The 17,257-nt window shown below is 70.6% G+C and carries 15 protein-coding genes; 7 read left to right on the forward strand and 8 right to left on the reverse strand.

Translation table 11 applies throughout. The features are described 5' to 3' along the window. Window positions 1–220 precede the first annotated feature (220 nt). The 6 genes from MUY22_RS20090 to MUY22_RS20115 all read left to right on the forward strand — a co-directional run bounded on the left by MUY22_RS20090 (window position 221) and on the right by MUY22_RS20115 (window position 5,988). Complete coding sequence (locus tag MUY22_RS20090; RefSeq protein WP_247061603.1) at window positions 221–1,795, forward strand: alpha/beta hydrolase; 1,575 nt, start codon at window positions 221–223, stop codon at window positions 1,793–1,795. A 255-nt stretch (window positions 1,796–2,050) separates the two neighbouring features. Then, window positions 2,051–2,974, forward strand: coding sequence for an ABC transporter ATP-binding protein (locus MUY22_RS20095; protein ID WP_247061605.1), 924 nt, complete (start codon window positions 2,051–2,053; stop codon window positions 2,972–2,974). Continuing rightward, a complete protein-coding gene (locus tag MUY22_RS20100) occupies window positions 2,956–3,687 on the forward strand; it encodes an ABC transporter permease (RefSeq protein ID WP_247061606.1) in 732 nt (243 codons plus the stop codon). Before MUY22_RS20095 ends, MUY22_RS20100 begins: the two co-directional genes overlap by 19 nt. A 51-nt stretch (window positions 3,688–3,738) precedes the next feature. Beyond that, entirely contained in the window at window positions 3,739–4,365 is a 627-nt protein-coding gene (locus MUY22_RS20105) for a hypothetical protein (RefSeq protein WP_247061607.1), read from the forward strand. Beyond that, entirely contained in the window at window positions 4,362–4,673 is a 312-nt protein-coding gene (locus tag MUY22_RS20110; protein ID WP_247061608.1) for a transcriptional regulator, read from the forward strand. The genes MUY22_RS20105 and MUY22_RS20110 overlap by 4 nt, the downstream gene beginning before the upstream one ends. 1 nt (window position 4,674) lies before the next feature. Further along, window positions 4,675–5,988, forward strand: a complete 1,314-nt coding sequence (locus MUY22_RS20115; protein ID WP_247061609.1) for a DNA polymerase IV — start codon at window positions 4,675–4,677, stop codon at window positions 5,986–5,988. Window positions 5,989–6,050: 62 nt separating this feature from the next. On the opposite strand, the gene MUY22_RS20120 is transcribed toward MUY22_RS20115, so the two are convergent. The 5 genes from MUY22_RS20120 to MUY22_RS20140 form a co-directional block, all read right to left on the reverse strand. Then, window positions 6,051–7,133 (reverse strand): glycoside hydrolase family 88 protein, encoded by a 1,083-nt coding sequence (locus tag MUY22_RS20120; protein WP_247061610.1) that lies wholly within the window; start codon window positions 7,131–7,133, stop codon window positions 6,051–6,053. A 72-nt stretch (window positions 7,134–7,205) separates the two neighbouring features. After that, entirely contained in the window at window positions 7,206–7,862 is a 657-nt protein-coding gene (locus MUY22_RS20125) for a FadR/GntR family transcriptional regulator (RefSeq protein ID WP_247061611.1), read from the reverse strand. Window positions 7,863–7,864: 2 nt separating this feature from the next. Then, window positions 7,865–8,899, reverse strand: coding sequence for an ABC transporter permease (locus MUY22_RS20130; RefSeq protein WP_247061612.1), 1,035 nt, complete (start codon window positions 8,897–8,899; stop codon window positions 7,865–7,867). Further along, window positions 8,896–10,434, reverse strand: a complete 1,539-nt coding sequence (locus MUY22_RS20135) for a sugar ABC transporter ATP-binding protein (protein WP_247061613.1) — start codon at window positions 10,432–10,434, stop codon at window positions 8,896–8,898. The genes MUY22_RS20130 and MUY22_RS20135 overlap by 4 nt, the downstream gene beginning before the upstream one ends. A gap of 69 nt (window positions 10,435–10,503) precedes the next feature. Next, complete coding sequence (locus tag MUY22_RS20140; RefSeq protein ID WP_371827629.1) at window positions 10,504–11,478, reverse strand: substrate-binding domain-containing protein; 975 nt, start codon at window positions 11,476–11,478, stop codon at window positions 10,504–10,506. 381 nt (window positions 11,479–11,859) lie between these two features. Between MUY22_RS20140 and MUY22_RS20145 the strand changes: the two genes are divergently transcribed. Next, a complete protein-coding gene (locus MUY22_RS20145; RefSeq protein ID WP_247061617.1) occupies window positions 11,860–12,987 on the forward strand; it encodes a CapA family protein in 1,128 nt (375 codons plus the stop codon). A 108-nt stretch (window positions 12,988–13,095) separates the two neighbouring features. On the opposite strand, the gene MUY22_RS20150 is transcribed toward MUY22_RS20145, so the two are convergent. From MUY22_RS20150 to MUY22_RS20160, 3 genes are all read right to left on the reverse strand, one after another. Beyond that, the gene (locus tag MUY22_RS20150) at window positions 13,096–14,124 is read right to left on the reverse strand and encodes a family 2 encapsulin nanocompartment cargo protein polyprenyl transferase (protein ID WP_247061619.1); all 1,029 of its coding nucleotides are present in this window, start codon (window positions 14,122–14,124) and stop codon (window positions 13,096–13,098) included. Next, a complete protein-coding gene (locus tag MUY22_RS20155; protein WP_247061620.1) occupies window positions 14,124–15,512 on the reverse strand; it encodes a family 2B encapsulin nanocompartment shell protein in 1,389 nt (462 codons plus the stop codon). The genes MUY22_RS20150 and MUY22_RS20155 overlap by 1 nt, the downstream gene beginning before the upstream one ends. A 178-nt stretch (window positions 15,513–15,690) precedes the next feature. Then, window positions 15,691–17,103 carry a family 2B encapsulin nanocompartment shell protein gene (locus tag MUY22_RS20160; RefSeq protein WP_247061621.1) on the reverse strand — a complete coding sequence of 471 codons (1,413 nt, stop codon included), beginning with the start codon at window positions 17,101–17,103 and terminating at the stop codon, window positions 15,691–15,693. Window positions 17,104–17,257 lie beyond the last annotated feature (154 nt).

A 17,257-nucleotide genomic window follows, 5' to 3' on the forward strand; every position in this document is an offset into this window, starting at 1 on the left:
CCCGGTACGCGGGCGGTCCTGCGGTCACGCCGTCTCAGACGCGGCGGAGGCGGATGAAGTAGATCATGACCGGCACCGTACGGGATGTCCGATTCGGCGCGCCACCCGATTTCCTCCTTTCGTAGGGCATTCGCCGACGGGCAACCGTCCGCGGTACCTGCGGGCCGGAGGCGGGTCTAGGGTTCACCCGCTTTCGTCGGAGCTGAAAAGGGAGAAAACAGTGAGACGTGCTGTAATCGCCGCGGTGGCCGCCGCCGCGCTGGCGTCCGCGCTCGTGGCCGCGCCGGCCGCGACCGCCGCGCCCGCGCCGGCCGCCGCGTCGATCGCCTGGGGGCCGTGTACCGACCCGACGCTGGTCACCGCCGGCGCCGAATGCGGGTACCTGGCGGTCCCGCTCGACTACTCGAAGCCGAACGGCGAGCAGGTCCAGCTCGCCGTCAGCCGCGTCAAGCACAAGGTCGCGGACGCCCAGTACCAGGGCGTCATGCTGACCAACCCGGGCGGCCCCGGCGGCTCCGGCCTGCTGCTGGCCACCCGCGGCCCGAAGGTGCCGAACCACGCGGGCGACGCCTACGACTGGATCGGTTTCGACCCGCGCGGGGTCGGCGCGAGCAAGCCCGCGCTGTCGTGCGACCCGGACTACATGACCTACGACCGGCCGGAGTACGTGCCGGTGACGCCGCAGCTCGAGCGGACCTGGCTGGCCAAGGCCAAGGGCTACGCCGACGCGTGCGCCAAGAACAACTCGCGCGCGCTGCTGCAGAACATGAAGACGACCGACACGGTCAAGGACATGGACTCCATCCGGAAGGCACTGGGCCAGCGGCAGCTGAACTTCTACGGCTACTCCTACGGCACCTACCTCGGCCAGGTCTACGGCACGCTGTTCCCGCAGAACGTGCGCCGGATGATCCTCGACTCGACCGTCGACCCGCGTGGCGTCTGGTACGGCGACAACCTGAACCAGGACGTCGCGTTCGACGTCAACATCCGGATCTGGTTCGGCTGGCTCGCCCAGCACGACGACGTCTACCACCTGGGCAAGACGCAGCCGGCGGTGCAGCGCGTCGTGAACGAGCAGCTGCTGAAGCTGGCGCTGCACCCCGCGGGCGGGGTCATCGGCTCGGACGAGCTGATCGACGTCATCCAGCAGGCGTCCTACTACCAGCTGCGCTGGACGCTGCTCGGCGACGCGCTGTCGAAGTTCGTCAACAACGGTGACGTGGCGACGATGAAGTCGCTGTTCGAGGCGTTCGGCGGCCTCGGCGACGACAACGGCTACGCGGTCTACCTCGCCGTCCAGTGCTCGGACGTCCAGTGGCCGACGAGCTGGAACCAGTGGAAGGCCGACAACTGGAAGACGTTCGCCAAGGCGCCGTACTTCACCTGGCAGAACGCCTGGTACAACGCGCCGTGCTTGAACTGGCCGGTGAAGCCGGGCACGCCGACGAAGGTCGACGGCCACGGCGTGCAGAGCGTGCTGATGATCGACGAGACGCTGGACGCGGCGACGCCGTTCCCGGGCAGCCTCGAGGTCCGCAGCCGCTTCCCGGGCGCGTCGCTGATCGCCGAGCCGGGCGGCACGAGCCACGCGATCACCCCGCGCGGCAACGCGTGCGTCGACAACAAGATCGCCGACTACCTGGCGACGGGCGCGCTCCCGGCCCGCAAGCCGGGCCGCACGGCCGACGTCGAGTGCGCCCCGCTGCCCCAGCCGACGCCCCCGGCACCGGCTCCGGCTGCTTCGGCCAAGGCCGACACGCAGGGTCTGGTTTCGGGTCGGTTCACCGGCTGACCTGCGGTAACCGCTGAAAGCGGGGTGTCGGGCCCAGGGCCCGGCACCCCGCTTTTGTCTGTGGTCACCTCAAGCGCCCCAATGTGGCGTTGGGTGCATCTGACGCACCCAATGTGGCGTTCGGTGCGTCCAACGCACCCAACGCCACATTGGGGCGTTCGGGACTCTCCCGTACCGGGGGCTTTGAATCTGCGCGGACTTTGTGTTACAAAGTCCGCAGCGACTTTGCGATTCAAAGTTCACGAAGGGGGACCCATGGACACCGGACCGGCGTTCGCGCTCCACGGCCTGACCAAGCGGTTCGGGGCGGTCACGGCCGTCGCCGATGTGTCGGTCGAGGTGGCGCGCGGGGAGGTCGTCGCGCTGCTCGGGCCGAACGGCGCCGGCAAGTCGACCACCGTCGACATGCTGCTGGGGCTGACCAAGCCGGACGCGGGGGAGGTCGTCGTCGGGGGCGGGAGCCCGCGCGAGGCCGTCGACCGGGGGCTGGTCGGCGCGATGATGCAGAACGGCGCGCTGCTGCCGGACGTCACCGTCGGCGAGATCGTCGCGCTGGTCGTCTCGACGCACGCCAAGCCGCTGCCGGCGGCCGAGGTGATCGCCCGGGCCGGCCTCCAGAACCTCGTGAAACGCCGCTGCGGCAAGCTTTCCGGCGGCGAGCGGCAGCGCGTGCGGTTCGCGCTCGCCCTGGCGGGCGACCCGCAGCTGCTCGTGCTCGACGAGCCCACCGCCGCGATGGACGTCGACGGGCGGCGGTCCTTCTGGGCGTCCATCCGCGGGTTCGCCGACACCGGCCGCACCGTGGTGTTCGCGACGCACTACCTGGCCGAGGCCGAGGACTACGCCGACCGCGTCGTGCTGATGCGCCACGGCAAGGTCGTCGCCGACGGTCCGGTCGCCGAGGTCCGGGCCGCGGTGTCCGGGCGCGTGCTGAAGGCCGTCGTGCCCGGCGCCGGCGAGAGCGACCTGGCCGCGCTCCCGGGCGTCACGAGCGTGCAGATCCGCGCCGGCCGCGCCGAGCTGGCCTGCGCCGACTCCGACGCCGCGATCCGCGGCCTGCTCGCCGCGCACCCGCTCGCCGCCGACATCGAAATCACCGCGCTCGGCCTGGAAGAGGCGTTCCTCGCCCTCACCGCCGACGAGACCGAAGGAGCCGTCGCGTGTACACGACGTACCTGAGCCTGGAGATCAAGCGGATCGTCCGCAGCCCGCAGTTCACCATCTTCACCATCGGCATGCCGGTGGCCATGTTCCTGCTGTTCGGCTCGATCTTCGGCAAGCTGATCGCGCCGAACGGCCTCCCGGCGGACGTCCAGACGATGATCAACCTCGCCGCGTACGGCGCGAGCGGCGGCGCCCTGTTCACCGGCACGAGAGTGGCGCAGGAACGCACCGACGGCTGGCAGCGGCAGCTGCGCCTGACGCCGATGCGCGGCCCCGGCTACCTGGTCGTCAAGGTCATCTCGGCCATGGCCGTCGCCCTGCCGGTGCTCGTGGTGGTGTTCGCCGCGGGCCTGGCGATGGGGGTGCAGATGAGCGCCGCGCAGTGGGGCCTGGTCCTGGTGTCGCTGTGGCTCGGCACGCTCCCGTTCGCCGTGCTCGGCCTGGCCATCGGCCTGTTCGGCAAGGGTGACACGGTCGGCGCGGTCACCGGCGCGCTGATGATGCCGCTGGGCATGCTCGGCGGCCTGTGGATCCCGCTCTACGTCCTCCCGGACTGGATGGCCACGCTCGCCCACTTCTTCCCGACGTTCTGGCTCGGCCGGGTCGGGCTGGAACCGCTCGCCCACGCGGGCGGGATGGGCCTGGCGGCGCTGGTGCTGGCGGGCTGGCTGATCGTCCCGGCCCTCGTGGTGGTGCGCCGGTTCCGGCTGGACACGGCGCGGCTGTGAATGCGTGTTAACTTCCGTGCAGTACTGAGGGGTCTGCGCGGGAGGGTGATCATGGTGGACGACGAACCGTTGTCGGCGGAAGAGTCGCTGAACCTGATCGCCCAGCAGAACCGGCGGATGCGCCGGGAACTGGGCGGGGGCCCGGCGCGCATCCTGGCGGCGTGGGCCCTCGCCTGGCTGATCGGCTGGGGCTTCACCTACTACGCCACCCAATCCGGTGACGCCGTGCCCGTCTGGATCGGCGGCATCGTCGTCCCGGTGCTGTTCTTCGGCGCCGTCGGCTACACGATCTACGTCACCGCGCGCGCCGGGCGCGGGCTGCGGGGACCGTCCCGCATCACCGGGGCGATGTACGGCTGGAGCTGGTGCCTCGGGTCGATCGGGCTGACGGTGGTCGACATCCGGATCACGAGCTTCGGCACGCTGACCCCCGACCAGATCTCCCTGATGTGGACCGGGACGTGGCTGCTGCTGACGGGCGTCATGTACATGGCGGGCGGCACGATCTGGCAGGACCGGATGATGTACGGCCTCGGCGCGTGGATGCTCGTCTCGGCCGCGTTGAGCGTCCTCGTCGGCTACCCGGCGAACTTCCTCGTGCTCACCGTCTGCGGTGGCGGTGGGTTCCTGCTGGGCGCGATCGTGTACTTCGTGCGTGAGAAGTCCGGTCGCCGATGAGCGACCTGCCGCAGCTCGACCCCGTCATCCACGCCCAGGCGCGGCTGCGGGTCACGGTCGCGCTGGCCGGGCTGCACTCGAGCGACCAGATCACCTTCCCGCGGCTGCAGCAGCTGCTCGACATGACGGCCGGTAACCTCTCGACGCACCTGCGCAAGCTCGAGGACGCCGAGTACGTCGAGATCACGAAGGCCTACGAACACCGCACGCCCGTCACGCTGGTCCGGCTGACCTCGGCCGGGCGGGCCGCGTTCGAGAGCTACACGAAGGCCCTGCACCAGCTGCTGGACGCGACCGGCGGGGACTGACGTGGCCCGCTGGGTGATCCACCTCGACCTGGACGCCTTCTACGCCTCGGCCGAGCAGCTCACCCGGCCGACGCTGGCCGGGCGTCCCGTCCTCGTCGGCGGCGCCGGGCCACGCGGCGTCGTCGCGGGCGCGAGCTACGAGTCCCGCGCGTTCGGCATCCACTCGGCCATGCCGATGGCGCAGGCGCGGCGGCTGCTGCCGGCCAACGGCGTGATCGTGCCGCCGCGGTTCCGCGTGTACGAGCGGCTCAGCCAGGAGGTCTTCGCCGTCGTCACGTCGGTGGCGCCGGTGCTGGAGAAGATCTCCCTGGACGAGGCGTTCGCCGAGCCGCCTTCGCTCGTGGGTGCCTCGCTCGAAGCGGTGACGGAGTTCTGCGCGTCGCTGCGGGCGCGAATCCGTGAGGAGACGGGCCTGGTGGCGTCGATCGGCGCGGGCAACGGGAAGCAGATCGCGAAGATCGCGTCCGACGAGGCCAAGCCGGACGGGCTGCTGGTCGTGCCGCAGGGCACCGAACGCGAGTTCCTGGCGCCGCTGCCGGTGCGCGCGCTGTGGGGGATCGGGCCGGTCGCCGAGGGCAAGCTGCGGTTCATCGGCGTCCAGACGCTGGGGCAGCTGGCGGCACTGTCCGAAAAGGACGCCGTCGGCACGCTGGGCGGCGTGGTCGGGCGCGATCTGCGCCTGCTGGCCACCGGCTTCGACGACCGCCCGGTCGCCGACCGCGGCGAGACCAAGCAGGTCAGCGCCGAGACGACGTTCGACATCGACATCAAGGACCTGGCGACGCTGCGCGAGCAGGTGCGGCGGATCGCGGTGGGCGCGCACCAGCGGCTGGTCAAGGCCGAGCGCGTGGCCCGCACGGTGGTGATCAAGCTGCGGCACACCGACATGCACACGGTGACCCGCTCCGAGACGATCTCCGCGCCGACGGACGACCTGGCGGAGCTGGCCGCGACGGCGGAACGGCTCCTGCTGGACCCCGCGGAGTTCGGCGGCATCCGGCTGGCGGGCGTCGCGTACAGCGGTCTTTCGGTGCCGCACCAGGACGCGCTGTTCACCCTGGCCGTCCCGGAAACTCCGTCGTCGACGGTGGTCACCCCCGCGGCCCCGGCCACTCCCGCGCCACCGCCGTCGACCTGGCGCCAAGGCGACGACGTGGTCCACGACGAGCACGGCACGGGCTGGGTCCAGGGGGCCGGCCACGGCCGCGTCACGGTCCGCTTCGAGCACCGCACGAGCGGCCCCGGCCGCGCGAAAACGTTCCTCCAGGACGATCCCGCCCTGCGCCGCGGCGAACCCGGCGACTGCCTGCGGTGAAAGCCGTGAAGGCCTCCTTCCCGGCCATAAGAGCCGGTAAGGAGGCCTTCACGGCCTTTGAGCTACTCGGCCGAGCAGCCCTGGAGTTTGGCGACCTCTTGGCCGGCCAGCAGGAACGCGCCTACGCCGTACGCGGCGGTGTCGTTCAGTCCAGCGGTGGCCGGGCGGTCGCCGACGCCCTGGACGTAACCCACCAGGCCGTTGGGCTGCAACGCCTTCGTCGACAGCGCCGTCCACGCCTTGTCGACGACCGGGCGGTACTTCGCGGCGGGGAGGATGCCCGCGTTGACGCCCCAGCCGATGCCGTACGCGAAGAACGCCGTGCCGCTGCTCTCCGGGCCGCCGTGGTCGAACGGGTTCAGCAGGTCCGAGTTCCAGAAGCCGTCACGCCGCTGCAGCAGGGACAGCGAAAACGCCATCTTCTTGTACACCCGCAGGTATTCCGCGCGGTGCGGGTCGGTGGCGGGCAGGGCCTGCAGCACCTTCGTCAGCGCCGCCAGGGCCCAGCCGTTGCCGCGCGACCAGAACACGCCCGAGCCGGTGAACCGCGCGTCGCGGTACCACAGGCCGGTGAACTCGTTGAACAGCTTGTGCTCCGACGACTTGAACAGCTTGTCCATCGCGTCCACATAGGACGGATCCTGGTCGATGACGCTCATCCGCGCGAACGACGGCATCGCCATGTTCAGCGCGTCGACGTAGTTCCAGTAGTCCTTGTGACCCGCGTTCACGCTGGCGACCTCGTCGCGAATCCGGGTGCGGATCGAGTCGAGCGAGATCTCCGGGTGGAAGTACGTGTAGAGGTCCAGGTAGGCCTCGCCGGCCGCCTGGTCGTCCGGGAAGAACGGCCGGTTCGGGTCCTGCGGCAGCTGGTAGTTCGCGGCCTCGGCCCAGGGGAGCGTCTTGTGGTTGGACTGGCCGGTGGTCCGGACCAGGGCGAGGTTGCCGACGTGGAACGTCGCGTTCTGCCAGTCGATCGCGTCGAGGTTCGTGCCGTTGGCGACCCAGTAGTTGCCCGCGGACACCATCTGGTCGGTGATCGGGCACTCGGCGGGGGCCGCCACCGCCGCCGGAGCGGAGAACAGCCCGCCCGTCACCAGGGCGGCCGCGAGCACGCCGAAACCACGAATTCCCGGGAAACGCATGGGAGCGTCCTCCTCAGCACGTCATGGCGGCGGGTGGGTCGCAGCGAGTGTTCAGGCTTCCCGGTGGACGTGTCAAGGTGCCGCTGAGTGGTACGGCGCAACGGTTTCCAGCAACCGGCGCGACGCTGATTCGGCCCCGTCGGCGTTCTTCGCCAGCACCAGCGTGAGCACGCGGGAGTGCGCGACGAGTTCGAGCGGCTCGCCGTGCGCCCGCAGTGCCGCGACGACGGGCACCTGCAGCTGCGCGATGAGCGCGTTGCCGGAAGCGCGGATCAAGGCCGCGTGGAACTCCGAGTCGGCGTCGTGGAAGGCCGCGGTGTCCTGGCGTTCCACCGCGTCCACCATCAGTGCGTAGGCCGCGGCCATCGCCGAGAGCTCGCCTGGACGCCGGTGGCGCGCGGCCAGCCGGGCCGCCTGTGGCTCGATGGTCAGCCGCAGCTCCAGCAGCTCGTGCAGGTGCTTGCGGCCGTCGGGCCCGTTGACGCGCCACGCGATGACGTCGGGATCGATCGCGTCCCACGCCTCCGGTGGCAGTGTCCACGTGCCGACGCGCGGCCGCGCGGTCACCATGCCCTTCGACTCCAGCACACGCAGCGCTTCGCGGACCACCGTCCGGGAGGCGGAGAAGCGGCGTCCGAGCTCCTCGGGGACGAGCGGCTGCCCGTCCCCGAGGACGCCTTCGACGATGAGCCTGCCCAGTTCGTCCACTATCCGGGCGTGGAGGTTCACCGCTATTCGGGCAGGCCGACGCGGCGCTCTCCGCTGCGCAGCTGCTGCAGCACGACGGCGATCACCAGCAGGGCGCCGTGCGCGACGTTCTGCCAGAACGGGTTGATGCCGAGCCCGGACATGCCGTTGTCGAGCACGCCCAGGATGATCACCGCGAGCACGGTGGAGATGATCGACCCGCGCCCGCCCTTGAGCATCGTGCCGCCGAGCGCGGCGCCGGTGACGGCCTGCAGCTCCAGGCCCTCGGACCCGGACACCGGCTGGCCCGAGCCGGTGCGCGCGGTGATCAGGACACCCGCGACCGCCGCGACCACGCCGGCCAGCGCGTAGACGCCGATGATGTACCGGTTGATGTTGATGCCGGCCAGCCGCGCGGCGGTGTCGTTGCCGCCGATCGCGTAGACGTTGCGGCCGATGTCGGTGTACTTCAGCAGGAAGTGCAGCGCGGCCGCGACGATCAGGAACACCCACACCAGCGACGGCAGGCCGAGGATGGCGCCCTTGGCCAGGAAGATGAACAGGTCGTCGCCGCCGGTGTAGCCCTGCGACTTGCCGTCGGAGATGACCTGCGCGATGCCCTTGTAGGTGGCCAGCATGGCCAGCGTCGCGACCACCGGGTTGACCCGGCCGAAGATGATGATCATGCCGTTGACCAGGCCGCAGACGATGCCGACGCCGACCGCGGCGAGGATGCCGACCTCGGCGTTGCCGGACGAGGTGAACACCATCGCCGAGACGACCGAGGCGAGCCCCGCCATCGAGCCGACCGAGATGTCCAGCGCGCCCAGGATGATCACCAGCGTCTGCACCAGGGCGAGCAGCCCCATGATGGTGATCGCGCTGCCGATCAGCAGCAGGTTGTTGGTGCGTAGGAAGTTGTCGTTCAGGATGCTCAGCAGCACGATCAGCGCGACGAGCGTGATGATCAGGCTCGAGTTCTGGACGCCGATGCCGGTCAGCACCCGGCGGACCACCGAAGGCTGCTGCGGCGCGGCCGGCTCCGAGGACATGGCTTTCTCCTGAGTGGGGGTGCTCATGCGCCGATCTCCTGCTGCTCTTCTACTGCGGGTTCGGTTTCGGGGATGGCGAGGGTCAGCACGGCTTCCTCGGTCGCGTCGGCACTGGCGATCTCGCCGGCCAGCCGCCCGGCGCGCATCACGAGGATGCGGTCGGCCAGCGTCAGCACCTCGGGCAGGTCGGACGAGATGACCAGCAACGCGATGCCCTCCGCGGCGAGGCCGTCGATGATCCGGTAGATCTCGGCCTTGGCGCCGACGTCGACGCCGCGGGTCGGCTCGTCGAGGATCAGCAGCTTCGGCCGCCGCGCGAGCCACCGCGCCAGGACGGCCTTCTGCTGGTTGCCGCCGGACAGTTTGCGGACTTCCTGCTCCATCGACGGCGTCCGCACGCGCAGCTCGCGGATGTACTCCTCGACGAGCGCGCGTTCCTTCGCCCGCTTCACCACGCGGAAGCGGCGAAGGCGGTCGAGCACGGAGATGGAGATGTTGTCGCGCACGGACCGCTGCATCAGCAGCGCGTCCGTCTTGCGTTCTTCGGGCGCGAAGCCGATGCCCGCTTTGACGGCGTCGCCGGGGTTGCGGGCGCGCAGCCGTTTCCCGGCGAGCTCGATGGTCCCCGAGCGGATCGGCAGGTCGGCGACGATCGCGCGGGCCAGCTCGGAGCGGCCCGCGCCGACCAGCCCGGCCAGGCAGACGACCTCGCCCGCGCGGACCTGCAGCGAGATGCCGGTGACGTCGTCGGTGGTCACGTCGTCGAGCTTCAGCACGACTTCGCCGGTGTCCTGCGTGACACGGCGTTCGAGCGCGGACAGGTCGCGGCCGATCATCATCCGGACCAGGCTGGCCTCGTCGGTCTCCGCGGCCTGCTGGACGCCGACGAGCTTCCCGTCGCGCAGCACCGCGACGCGGTCGGCGAGCCGGAAGATCTCCTTCAGCCGGTGCGAGACGTAGACGACGGCGACGCCGTTGTCGCGCAGCCGCCCGATCAGCCGGAACAGCGCGTCCACCTCGTGTTCGGACAGCGACGACGTCGGCTCGTCGAAGGCGATCACCTTCGGCGGGGTGTCCGCGGTGAGCACGCGCAGGATCTCGACGATCTGCCGCTGGGCGGCCGAGAGCGCGACGCCGAGCGTCGCCGGGTTGAGGACGCCTTCGAAGCCGTACTCGGCGAGCGCGTCCTGCGTCGCCTTCAGCAGCGTGCGGCGGTTGAAGACCCGCGCCTTGGCGGGGAGTTCGCCGACGAAGACGTTCTCCGCCACCGAAACGTGCGGGATGATCTCGGGTTCCTGGTAGATCACGCGCACCCCGGCGGCCATCGCGGCGCGCGGGGTGTCGAAGGTGACCTCGGTGCCGTCGAGCAGCAGCCGGCCGTCGTCGGGGCCCTGGTCGCCGGAGAGCACACGCAGGAGCGTCGACTTGCCGGCGCCGTTCTCGCCCATCAGCGCGAGCACCTCGCCGGAGCGGAACTCCAGCGAGACGTCGTCGAGGGCGGTGACCCCGGAGAAACGCTTGCCGATGCCCTCGACGGCGAGCGCGGGAGCAGAGCTGGACATGATCGCCCTTCGAGCGGTGGAACCCGTGCCCGTCACTTTCACGGGAAAGTGACGGGCACGGGAGTTCGGTCAGGTGCAGTTGACGCCGGCCTGCTTGTAGTTGTCCTTGTTGACGATCGTGGTCTTCGCGATCGTCTCGGCGGGCAGCTCCTTGCCGTTCTTCACCTTGTCCACCAGCACCTGGATCGCCGAGCGGCCGACCTCGGCGCCGGAGATGTAGAGCGCGGACTTGTTGCCGGTGTCCTTGCCGGCCGCCCAGTCCTTGCAGGTGAGGTACGCGCCGAGCCCGACGCCGATGATGTTGTTCGCCTGCACGCCCGAGTTGGCCAGCGCCGTCACGACACCGGTCTCGTTCTCGTCGTTGCAGCCCCAGACGACCCAGTGCTTGACGCCCGGGTTCGAGCCGATCACCGCGCCGGCGCGGTTCTGCGCGTCGACCGGCGAGTTGTCCGTGCCGACGTCGATCACCGGGATGCTCGGGTCGCCGGCCTTCGCGAACGCGGACTTGGCGGCGTTGACGCGGTCGGTGCAGACGCTGAGGTCCTGCTTGTAGGCGCTGATGATCTTGGTGTCGGCGGCGGTCCAGCCGGCGGCCTTGTACAGCTTCCCGGCCTCGGTGCCGACCGAGTCGCCCATCTGGCTGCCGTTGAAGCCGACGAACGGGGCCTTCGCGCCGGAGCCGTCCTTGATGACGTCGTCCGAGGCGATGATCGGGATGCCCGCGCTCTTCGCCTTGTCGATCACCTGCGGGCCGATGGCCTGGTCGGGGACGACGATGGCGACGCCGTTGGCGCCCTGCGCGACCGCGGCGTCGAGTTCGGTGATCGCCTTGTTGGCGTCCTGGCCGAGGTTGACGACCTTGAGCTCGACACCGAGCTCCTTCGCCTTCTCCTGCGCCCCCTGCGCCTGCTCGACGAAGTACTGCTGGTCGCCCTGTTTCTGCAGGTAGTACAGCGTGATCTTGCCGTTGGCGGGCGCCTGCTGCGACGCCGGTGCTTCGGTCTTGCCGGAGGAGCAGGCGGCCAACATGACGCCAGAAATCAAACAACAACCAACAACGCCCCAGGTCCGTGACCTGTGCGGGTATGTGGACATCGAGTGCTCCCATGGGGGCCGGGGGTGAGTGTTGCGGGCGCGTGAACGCCGTGTGACTCGTATTACAAGACACTCGTTCGGGTGACGTCAAGACGCTCCGGCCTGGCAGTTAGCGGAGCGAGATCTACTCTGTGTGATCGTGGTGTTGCGCGGACCTGGCCATTAATCGTATTAATTACCGCCCGACCTGCGCGTTGTCCGGTGGCTGTCCGGTGTGAGTGTTGTGATCGGTGTTGTCGACTGTTGCGCTGGTTGACGGAGGACGTCGCCCCCGAGATGTCGGATTCGCCCGGCTGGGAGGATGACCGGACCACGTCACAAGGGGGATCGATGACGAGCTACCGCGTCGCCGTGCTCGCCGGGACCGCCGTCCTGCTGGCCGCCTGCAGCAGCCCGCCGCAGCAGGGCCCGGCGCCGACACCGTTCCCGGAGTCGTCTTCGGGCCAGTCATCGGCGGCGCCTGATGGCTCCTTCAGCGTCGTCGCGACCGGCGACGTCCTGATCCACCCGGCGCTGTCGGACCAGGCCGAGGCCGACGGGCACGGCAAGTTCGACTACCGGCCGCTGCTGGCCGGGATCAAGCCGCTGATCTCCGGCGCCGACCTCGGGATCTGCCACCTCGAGACGCCGCTGGCGCCCGAAGGCGGGCCCTACAGCGGGTACCCGTCGTTCAGCGCGCCGCCGGAGATCGCGGCCGCGATCAAGGACACCGGGTACGACACCTGCTCGACGGCGTCCAACCACACGATCGACCAGGGCGCCGGCGGCGTCGAGCGGACCCTGGACGCGCTCGACGCGAACGGCCTCAAGCACACCGGCTCGGCCCGGTCGGCGAGGGAGGCGGCGACGCCGCTGATCCTGGACGTCCACGGCGTCAAGGTCGCGCAGGTGTCGTACGCCTTCGGCTTCAACGGGATCAAGGTGCCGGCCGGGAAGCCGTGGCTGGCCAACCAGATCGACGTCGACGACGTCCTGGCGGCGGCGAAGAAGGCGCGCGAGGCGGGCGCGCAGGTCGTGATCGCGAGCCTGCACTGGGGCGTCGAGTACCAGCACGACCCGACGGCCGAGCAGCGCAGCCAGGCCAAGAAGCTGCTGGGGTCGGCCGACATCGACCTGATCGTCGGCCACCACGCGCACGTGGTGCAGCCGTTCGAGAAGGTGGGGGACAAGTGGGTGGCCTACGGCCTCGGCAACAGCGTCGCCCGCCACTCCGACCCGCGCGGGGACACCGAGGAGGGCGCGGCGGCCCGGTTCCGCTTCGTCCGCGACGGCGACCGCTGGAAGGTCGACAAGGCCGAGTACGTCCCGACCCTCATCAAGCTGGACGCGCCCATCCGCCTTCTCGACTTGTCGACATCCCCGGCGTCAACGCAGGTCACGAAGGCCCTGTCCGACACGGACAAGAACATCCTGTCCCTGGGAGCCGACAAAGACGGCCTCACCCGCCCCGGCAGGTAACCCGTCACTCACGTGATCGGAGACGGAACTGGCGTGATTGAAGCCGGAACTCGCGAGTTCCGGCTTCAATCACGCGAATCACGGGTCTGGTCACGCGAGTGACGGGTTTCAGTGGGTGCGGGTGGTGATCAGGCGGGCCAGGGTGGCGAGTTCGGCGCCGGCGCGCGGGTTCGGGTTCACCGCGGCCAGGTCGCGGAGGCCCTTGGCCAGCAGCGCCTCGGCCTGGGCCTGGCTCCATTGGCGGCCGCCGGCTTCGTCGACGAGCGTGGCCGCGCGGGCCAGCGAAGCTTCGTCGAGCGGGTCCGTTCCCGAGTAGAGCTCGGCCAGCTCGGCGCCCGCCGCCGTGCCGGAACACAGGGCCGTCACGACCGGCAGCGACTTCTTGCGGTTCTGCAGGTCCGAGTACACCGGCTTGCCGGTGACGTCGGGGTCGCCCCAGATGCCGAGCAGGTCGTCGATGTGCTGGAACGCCAGCCCGATCGAGCGGCCGAACGCGCCCAGCCGCTCGGCGTCCCCGGGCTTCCCCTGCCCCGCCAGCGCCCCGAGCGTGCACGCCGCGCCCAGCAGCGCCGCCGTCTTGCCCTCCGCCATCCGGACGCACTCGCCCGGGGTGACGTCGTCGCGTTGCTCGAAGCCGAGGTCCGCGGCCTGGCCGTCGAGCAGGTCGAGCACCCCGGCCGACAGCAGCCGGGTGCTCGCGACGCCGCTCGGCGCGAGCAGCTCGAACGCCAGCGACAGCAACGCGTCCCCGGCGAGCACCGCCGGGCCGGTGCCGAACACCGTCCACGCCGTGGCCCGGTGCCGCCGGGTCGTGTCGCCGTCCATGACGTCGTCGTGCAGCAGCGAGAAGTTGTGCACGAGCTCGACCGCGACGGCGGCGGGGACGGCGTCCGCCGCGTCCCCGCCCACCGCCTCCGCGCACAGCAGCACCAACGCCGGGCGCAGGGCTTTGCCGCCGTCACCCCGCGTCGGCTCGCCGTTCGCGTCCCACCAGCCGAAGTGGTAACCCGCGATCCGCCGCATCGACTCCGGCAGCCGCTCGGCCGCCGTCCGCGTCGCCGCGTCGACCAGGCTCTTGCTCCAGGTCAGGACGTCGGAGAGCGGCCGGGCCGCGGTGCGCGTGTCCAAGGTCGTCATCAGCGCCCGACCTCGACGTCGCCGAGCACGCCGAGCGCGTCCGGCACCAGCACGGCCGCCGAGTGGTAGGCGCTGACCAGGTACGACGTCACCGCGCGCTCGTTGATGCCCAGGAACCGCACGTTGAGGCCCGGCTGGTACTCGTCGGGCAGCGCCGCCGGCCGCAGCCCGATCACGCCGGCGTCGTCCTCGCCCGTGCGCATCGCGATGATCGACGTCGTGCCCGCGTCGGTGACCGGGATCTTGTCGCTCGGCAGGATCGGCACGCCGCGCCACGCGCTCACGCGCCGGCCGTCGAGGACCGTCGTCGCCGGGTAGAGCCCGCGTGCGGTGCACTCGCGCCCGAGTGCCGCGATCGCGCGCGGGTGCGCCAGGAAGAACCGGGTCTTGCGGCGGCGGGTGAGCAGCTCGTCCATGTCGTCCGGCGTGGGCGGGCCGCTGCGGGTGGTGATCCGCTGCTTGAGGTCCGCGCTGTGCAGCAGCCCGAACTCGGTGCTGTTGACCAGCTCGTGCTCCTGCCGTTCCCGCAACGCCTCCACGGTGAGCCGCAGCTGCTGATCCAGCTGGTTCATCGGCTGGTTGTAGAGGTCGGTGACGCGGTTGCTGACGCGCAGGATCGTCTGCGCGACGGCGAGGTCGTACTCCCGCGGCGACGGGTCGTAGTCGACGTAGGTGCCGGCGAGGATCGGCTCGCCGTCGTGGCCGGCGGACAGGTCGATGCTCGCCTCGCCCCGGGCGTTCTGGGGTTTGCGCTCCCGCCCGGCCATCTCGGCGACGTGCGCGCGCAGCGACTCGGAGCGGCCGTTGAGCCGGGCGTACGCCGCCACCGGGAGGATCAGCGCGATCACCCGGGTCTTGGCGCGGGCGGTGAACTTCCACGTCGCGTCGTCGCGGGCGAGCAGGTCGGCGCCGAAGTGGTCGCCGTCGGAGGCGGTGCCCAGCAGCGTCTCGTCGCCGTACTCGCCGCGGCCGTGCTGGGTCACCTTGCCGTGCGCGATCAGCACCAGCGTGTCGAGCGGGTCGCCGGCGGTGGTGATCGTCGCGCCCGGCTCGTACTCGCGTTGCTCGAAGGCGTCGGCCAGCGCCGACAGCGCCTGCTCGTCGCCGAACCCGTGCAGCAGCTCGAGCTCGGTCAGTTCCGCGGGCACCACCTGGACGCGGGCGCCGGTGTTGAAGAAGCTGAGCTTGCCGTCGCCGATCGTGTAGGTCAGCCGCCGGTTGACGCGGTAGCTGCCCGCCGGGACCTCGACCCAGGGCAGCTGCGAGAGCAGCCACCGCGGGGTGATGCCGCGCATCTGCGGGAGCGACTTGGTGGTGGTGCTGAGCGTGCGGGCCGCCTGGGTGCCGAGCGACAGCTGCGGCGGCGCCGGTTCTTCGGTGACTGTCAAGGTTTCACGCGCCGATCGGGTTCTGGGGCTTCAGGAGGACGGGCGCCCGCGGGCTTCGGCACGATCCGGGCGGCGGCCGTGCCCAGGCCCGTCGGCCCGAAGGCCGACGGGGGGAGGCCGGAGCCCGGACGCGGGGGCTCCGCGTCCGGCTTCCGGGGTGGCGTGGCGGGTTCGGGCATCAGCCCTCCCGGCCGATCTCGGCGCTCTCCAGGACGGCGAGCGCGTCCGGCACGAGCACCGCGGCGGAGTAGTAGGCGCTGACCAGGTAGGAGATGATCGCCTGCTCCGAGACGCCCATGAACCGGACGTTCAGGCCCGGCTGGTACTCGTCGGGCAGCCCGGTCTGGTGCAGCCCGACGACGCCCTGGGACTGCTCGCCGGTGCGCATCAGCAGGATCGAGCTGGTCCGGGTCTCGGTGACGGGGATCTTGTTGCACGGCAGGATCGGGATCCCGCGCCACGCCGGCACCTGGTGCCCGCCCATGTCGACGGCGTCCGGGTAGATCCCGGCCTTGCTGCACTCGCGGCCGAACGCGGCGATCGTCTTCGGGTGGGCCAGGAAGAACCCGGGGTCCTTCCACACCAGCGAAAGCAGGTCGTCGAGGTCGTCCGGCGTCGGCGGGCCGGTGCGGGTCGGGACGCGCTGGGCGAAGTCGGCGTTGTGCAGCAGCCCGAAGTCGGTGTTGTTGATCAGCTCGTGTTCCTGGCGCTCCCGCAACGCCTCCACTGTGAGCCGCAGCTGCTGCTCGATCTGGTTCATCGGCTGGTTGTAGAGGTCCGCGACGCGGGAGTGCACCCGCAGCACGGTCTGGGCGACGCTCAGCTCGTACTCGCGCGGCGAGCTGTCGTAGTCGACGAACGTGCCGGGCAGCGCCGGTTCGCCGTCGTGGCCGGCGGAGAGCGTGATCTCCGCTTCACCGTGGTCGTTGCGGGCCGACGCGCCACCGGCGACGAAGGCGTCCAGGTGGGCCTGCAGGGTCTCCGACCGGTCCCGCACGTCCTGGAATGCCTGGCGCGGCAGGCTCAGCACGGTGCACCGGGTGACGGCCTTCGCCGTGAACTCCCAGATCCCGTCGCTGCTGATCAGCGAGCCTTCGCCGAAGTAGTCGCCGTCGGCCATCGTGCCGAGCACCGTCTGGTCGCCGTAGGCGCCGGTGCCGACCTTGGTGATCTTGCCGTGCGCGATGAGGAAGACGTGGTCGGCCTGGCTGCCGAACTCGACGAGCGCGTCACCCGGCTCGTACTCGTGCTGGCCGAAGCGGCTCGCCAGCTCGTTGAGGACCTCTTCGTCGTCGTACCCGCGCAGCGGCGCGAGCTCGCCGAGCTCCGGCGGGATCACGCGGACCTCGGCGCCGGTCGTGGTGAACGTGACCCGCCCGTCGCCCACGGCGTAGCTCAGCCGGCGGTTGACGCGGTAGGCGCCGCCGGAGACCTCGACCCACGGCAGCAGCTTCAGCAGCCACCGCGACGAGATGCCCTGCATCTGCGGGACGGACTTCGTCGTCGTCGCCAGGGTCCGGGCCGCGGCCCGGCCGAGGCTCAGAGGTGCCTGTTCCGCGGTCGCGGAGTCCACCGGGTCGGTGACAGTCACAGCGAGAACCACCCATTCGTTCGGAGTCGGTGCGCGCCCGCCCTGCGGCGCGCGGAGTTGTGACCTGCGATTTTCGATAATGCGCGGTTGCCGGCGCCGCGAAATCAACATATCAACCGGGCGGAGCCGCACAATGACACGATCGGGTCACCGG

It is taken from the genome of Amycolatopsis sp. WQ 127309 (assembly GCF_023023025.1).
Taxonomy (GTDB): domain Bacteria; phylum Actinomycetota; class Actinomycetes; order Mycobacteriales; family Pseudonocardiaceae; genus Amycolatopsis.

Excerpts from the sequence above, each read along its gene's own strand:
- MUY22_RS20135 (WP_247061613.1), bottom strand. The coding sequence starts at position 10,434 with ATGTCCAGCTCTGCTCCCGCGCTCGCCGTCGAGGGCATCGGCAAGCGT.
- MUY22_RS20095 (WP_247061605.1), top strand. The coding sequence starts at position 2,051 with ATGGACACCGGACCGGCGTTCGCGCTCCACGGCCTGACCAAGCGGTTC.
- MUY22_RS20130 (WP_247061612.1), bottom strand. The coding sequence starts at position 8,899 with ATGAGCACCCCCACTCAGGAGAAAGCCATGTCCTCGGAGCCGGCCGCG.
- MUY22_RS20120 (WP_247061610.1), bottom strand. The coding sequence starts at position 7,133 with ATGCGTTTCCCGGGAATTCGTGGTTTCGGCGTGCTCGCGGCCGCCCTG.
- MUY22_RS20105 (WP_247061607.1), top strand. The coding sequence starts at position 3,739 with ATGGTGGACGACGAACCGTTGTCGGCGGAAGAGTCGCTGAACCTGATC.
- MUY22_RS20145 (WP_247061617.1), top strand. The coding sequence starts at position 11,860 with ATGACGAGCTACCGCGTCGCCGTGCTCGCCGGGACCGCCGTCCTGCTG.
- MUY22_RS20110 (WP_247061608.1), top strand. The coding sequence starts at position 4,362 with ATGAGCGACCTGCCGCAGCTCGACCCCGTCATCCACGCCCAGGCGCGG.
- MUY22_RS20150 (WP_247061619.1), bottom strand. The coding sequence starts at position 14,124 with ATGACGACCTTGGACACGCGCACCGCGGCCCGGCCGCTCTCCGACGTC.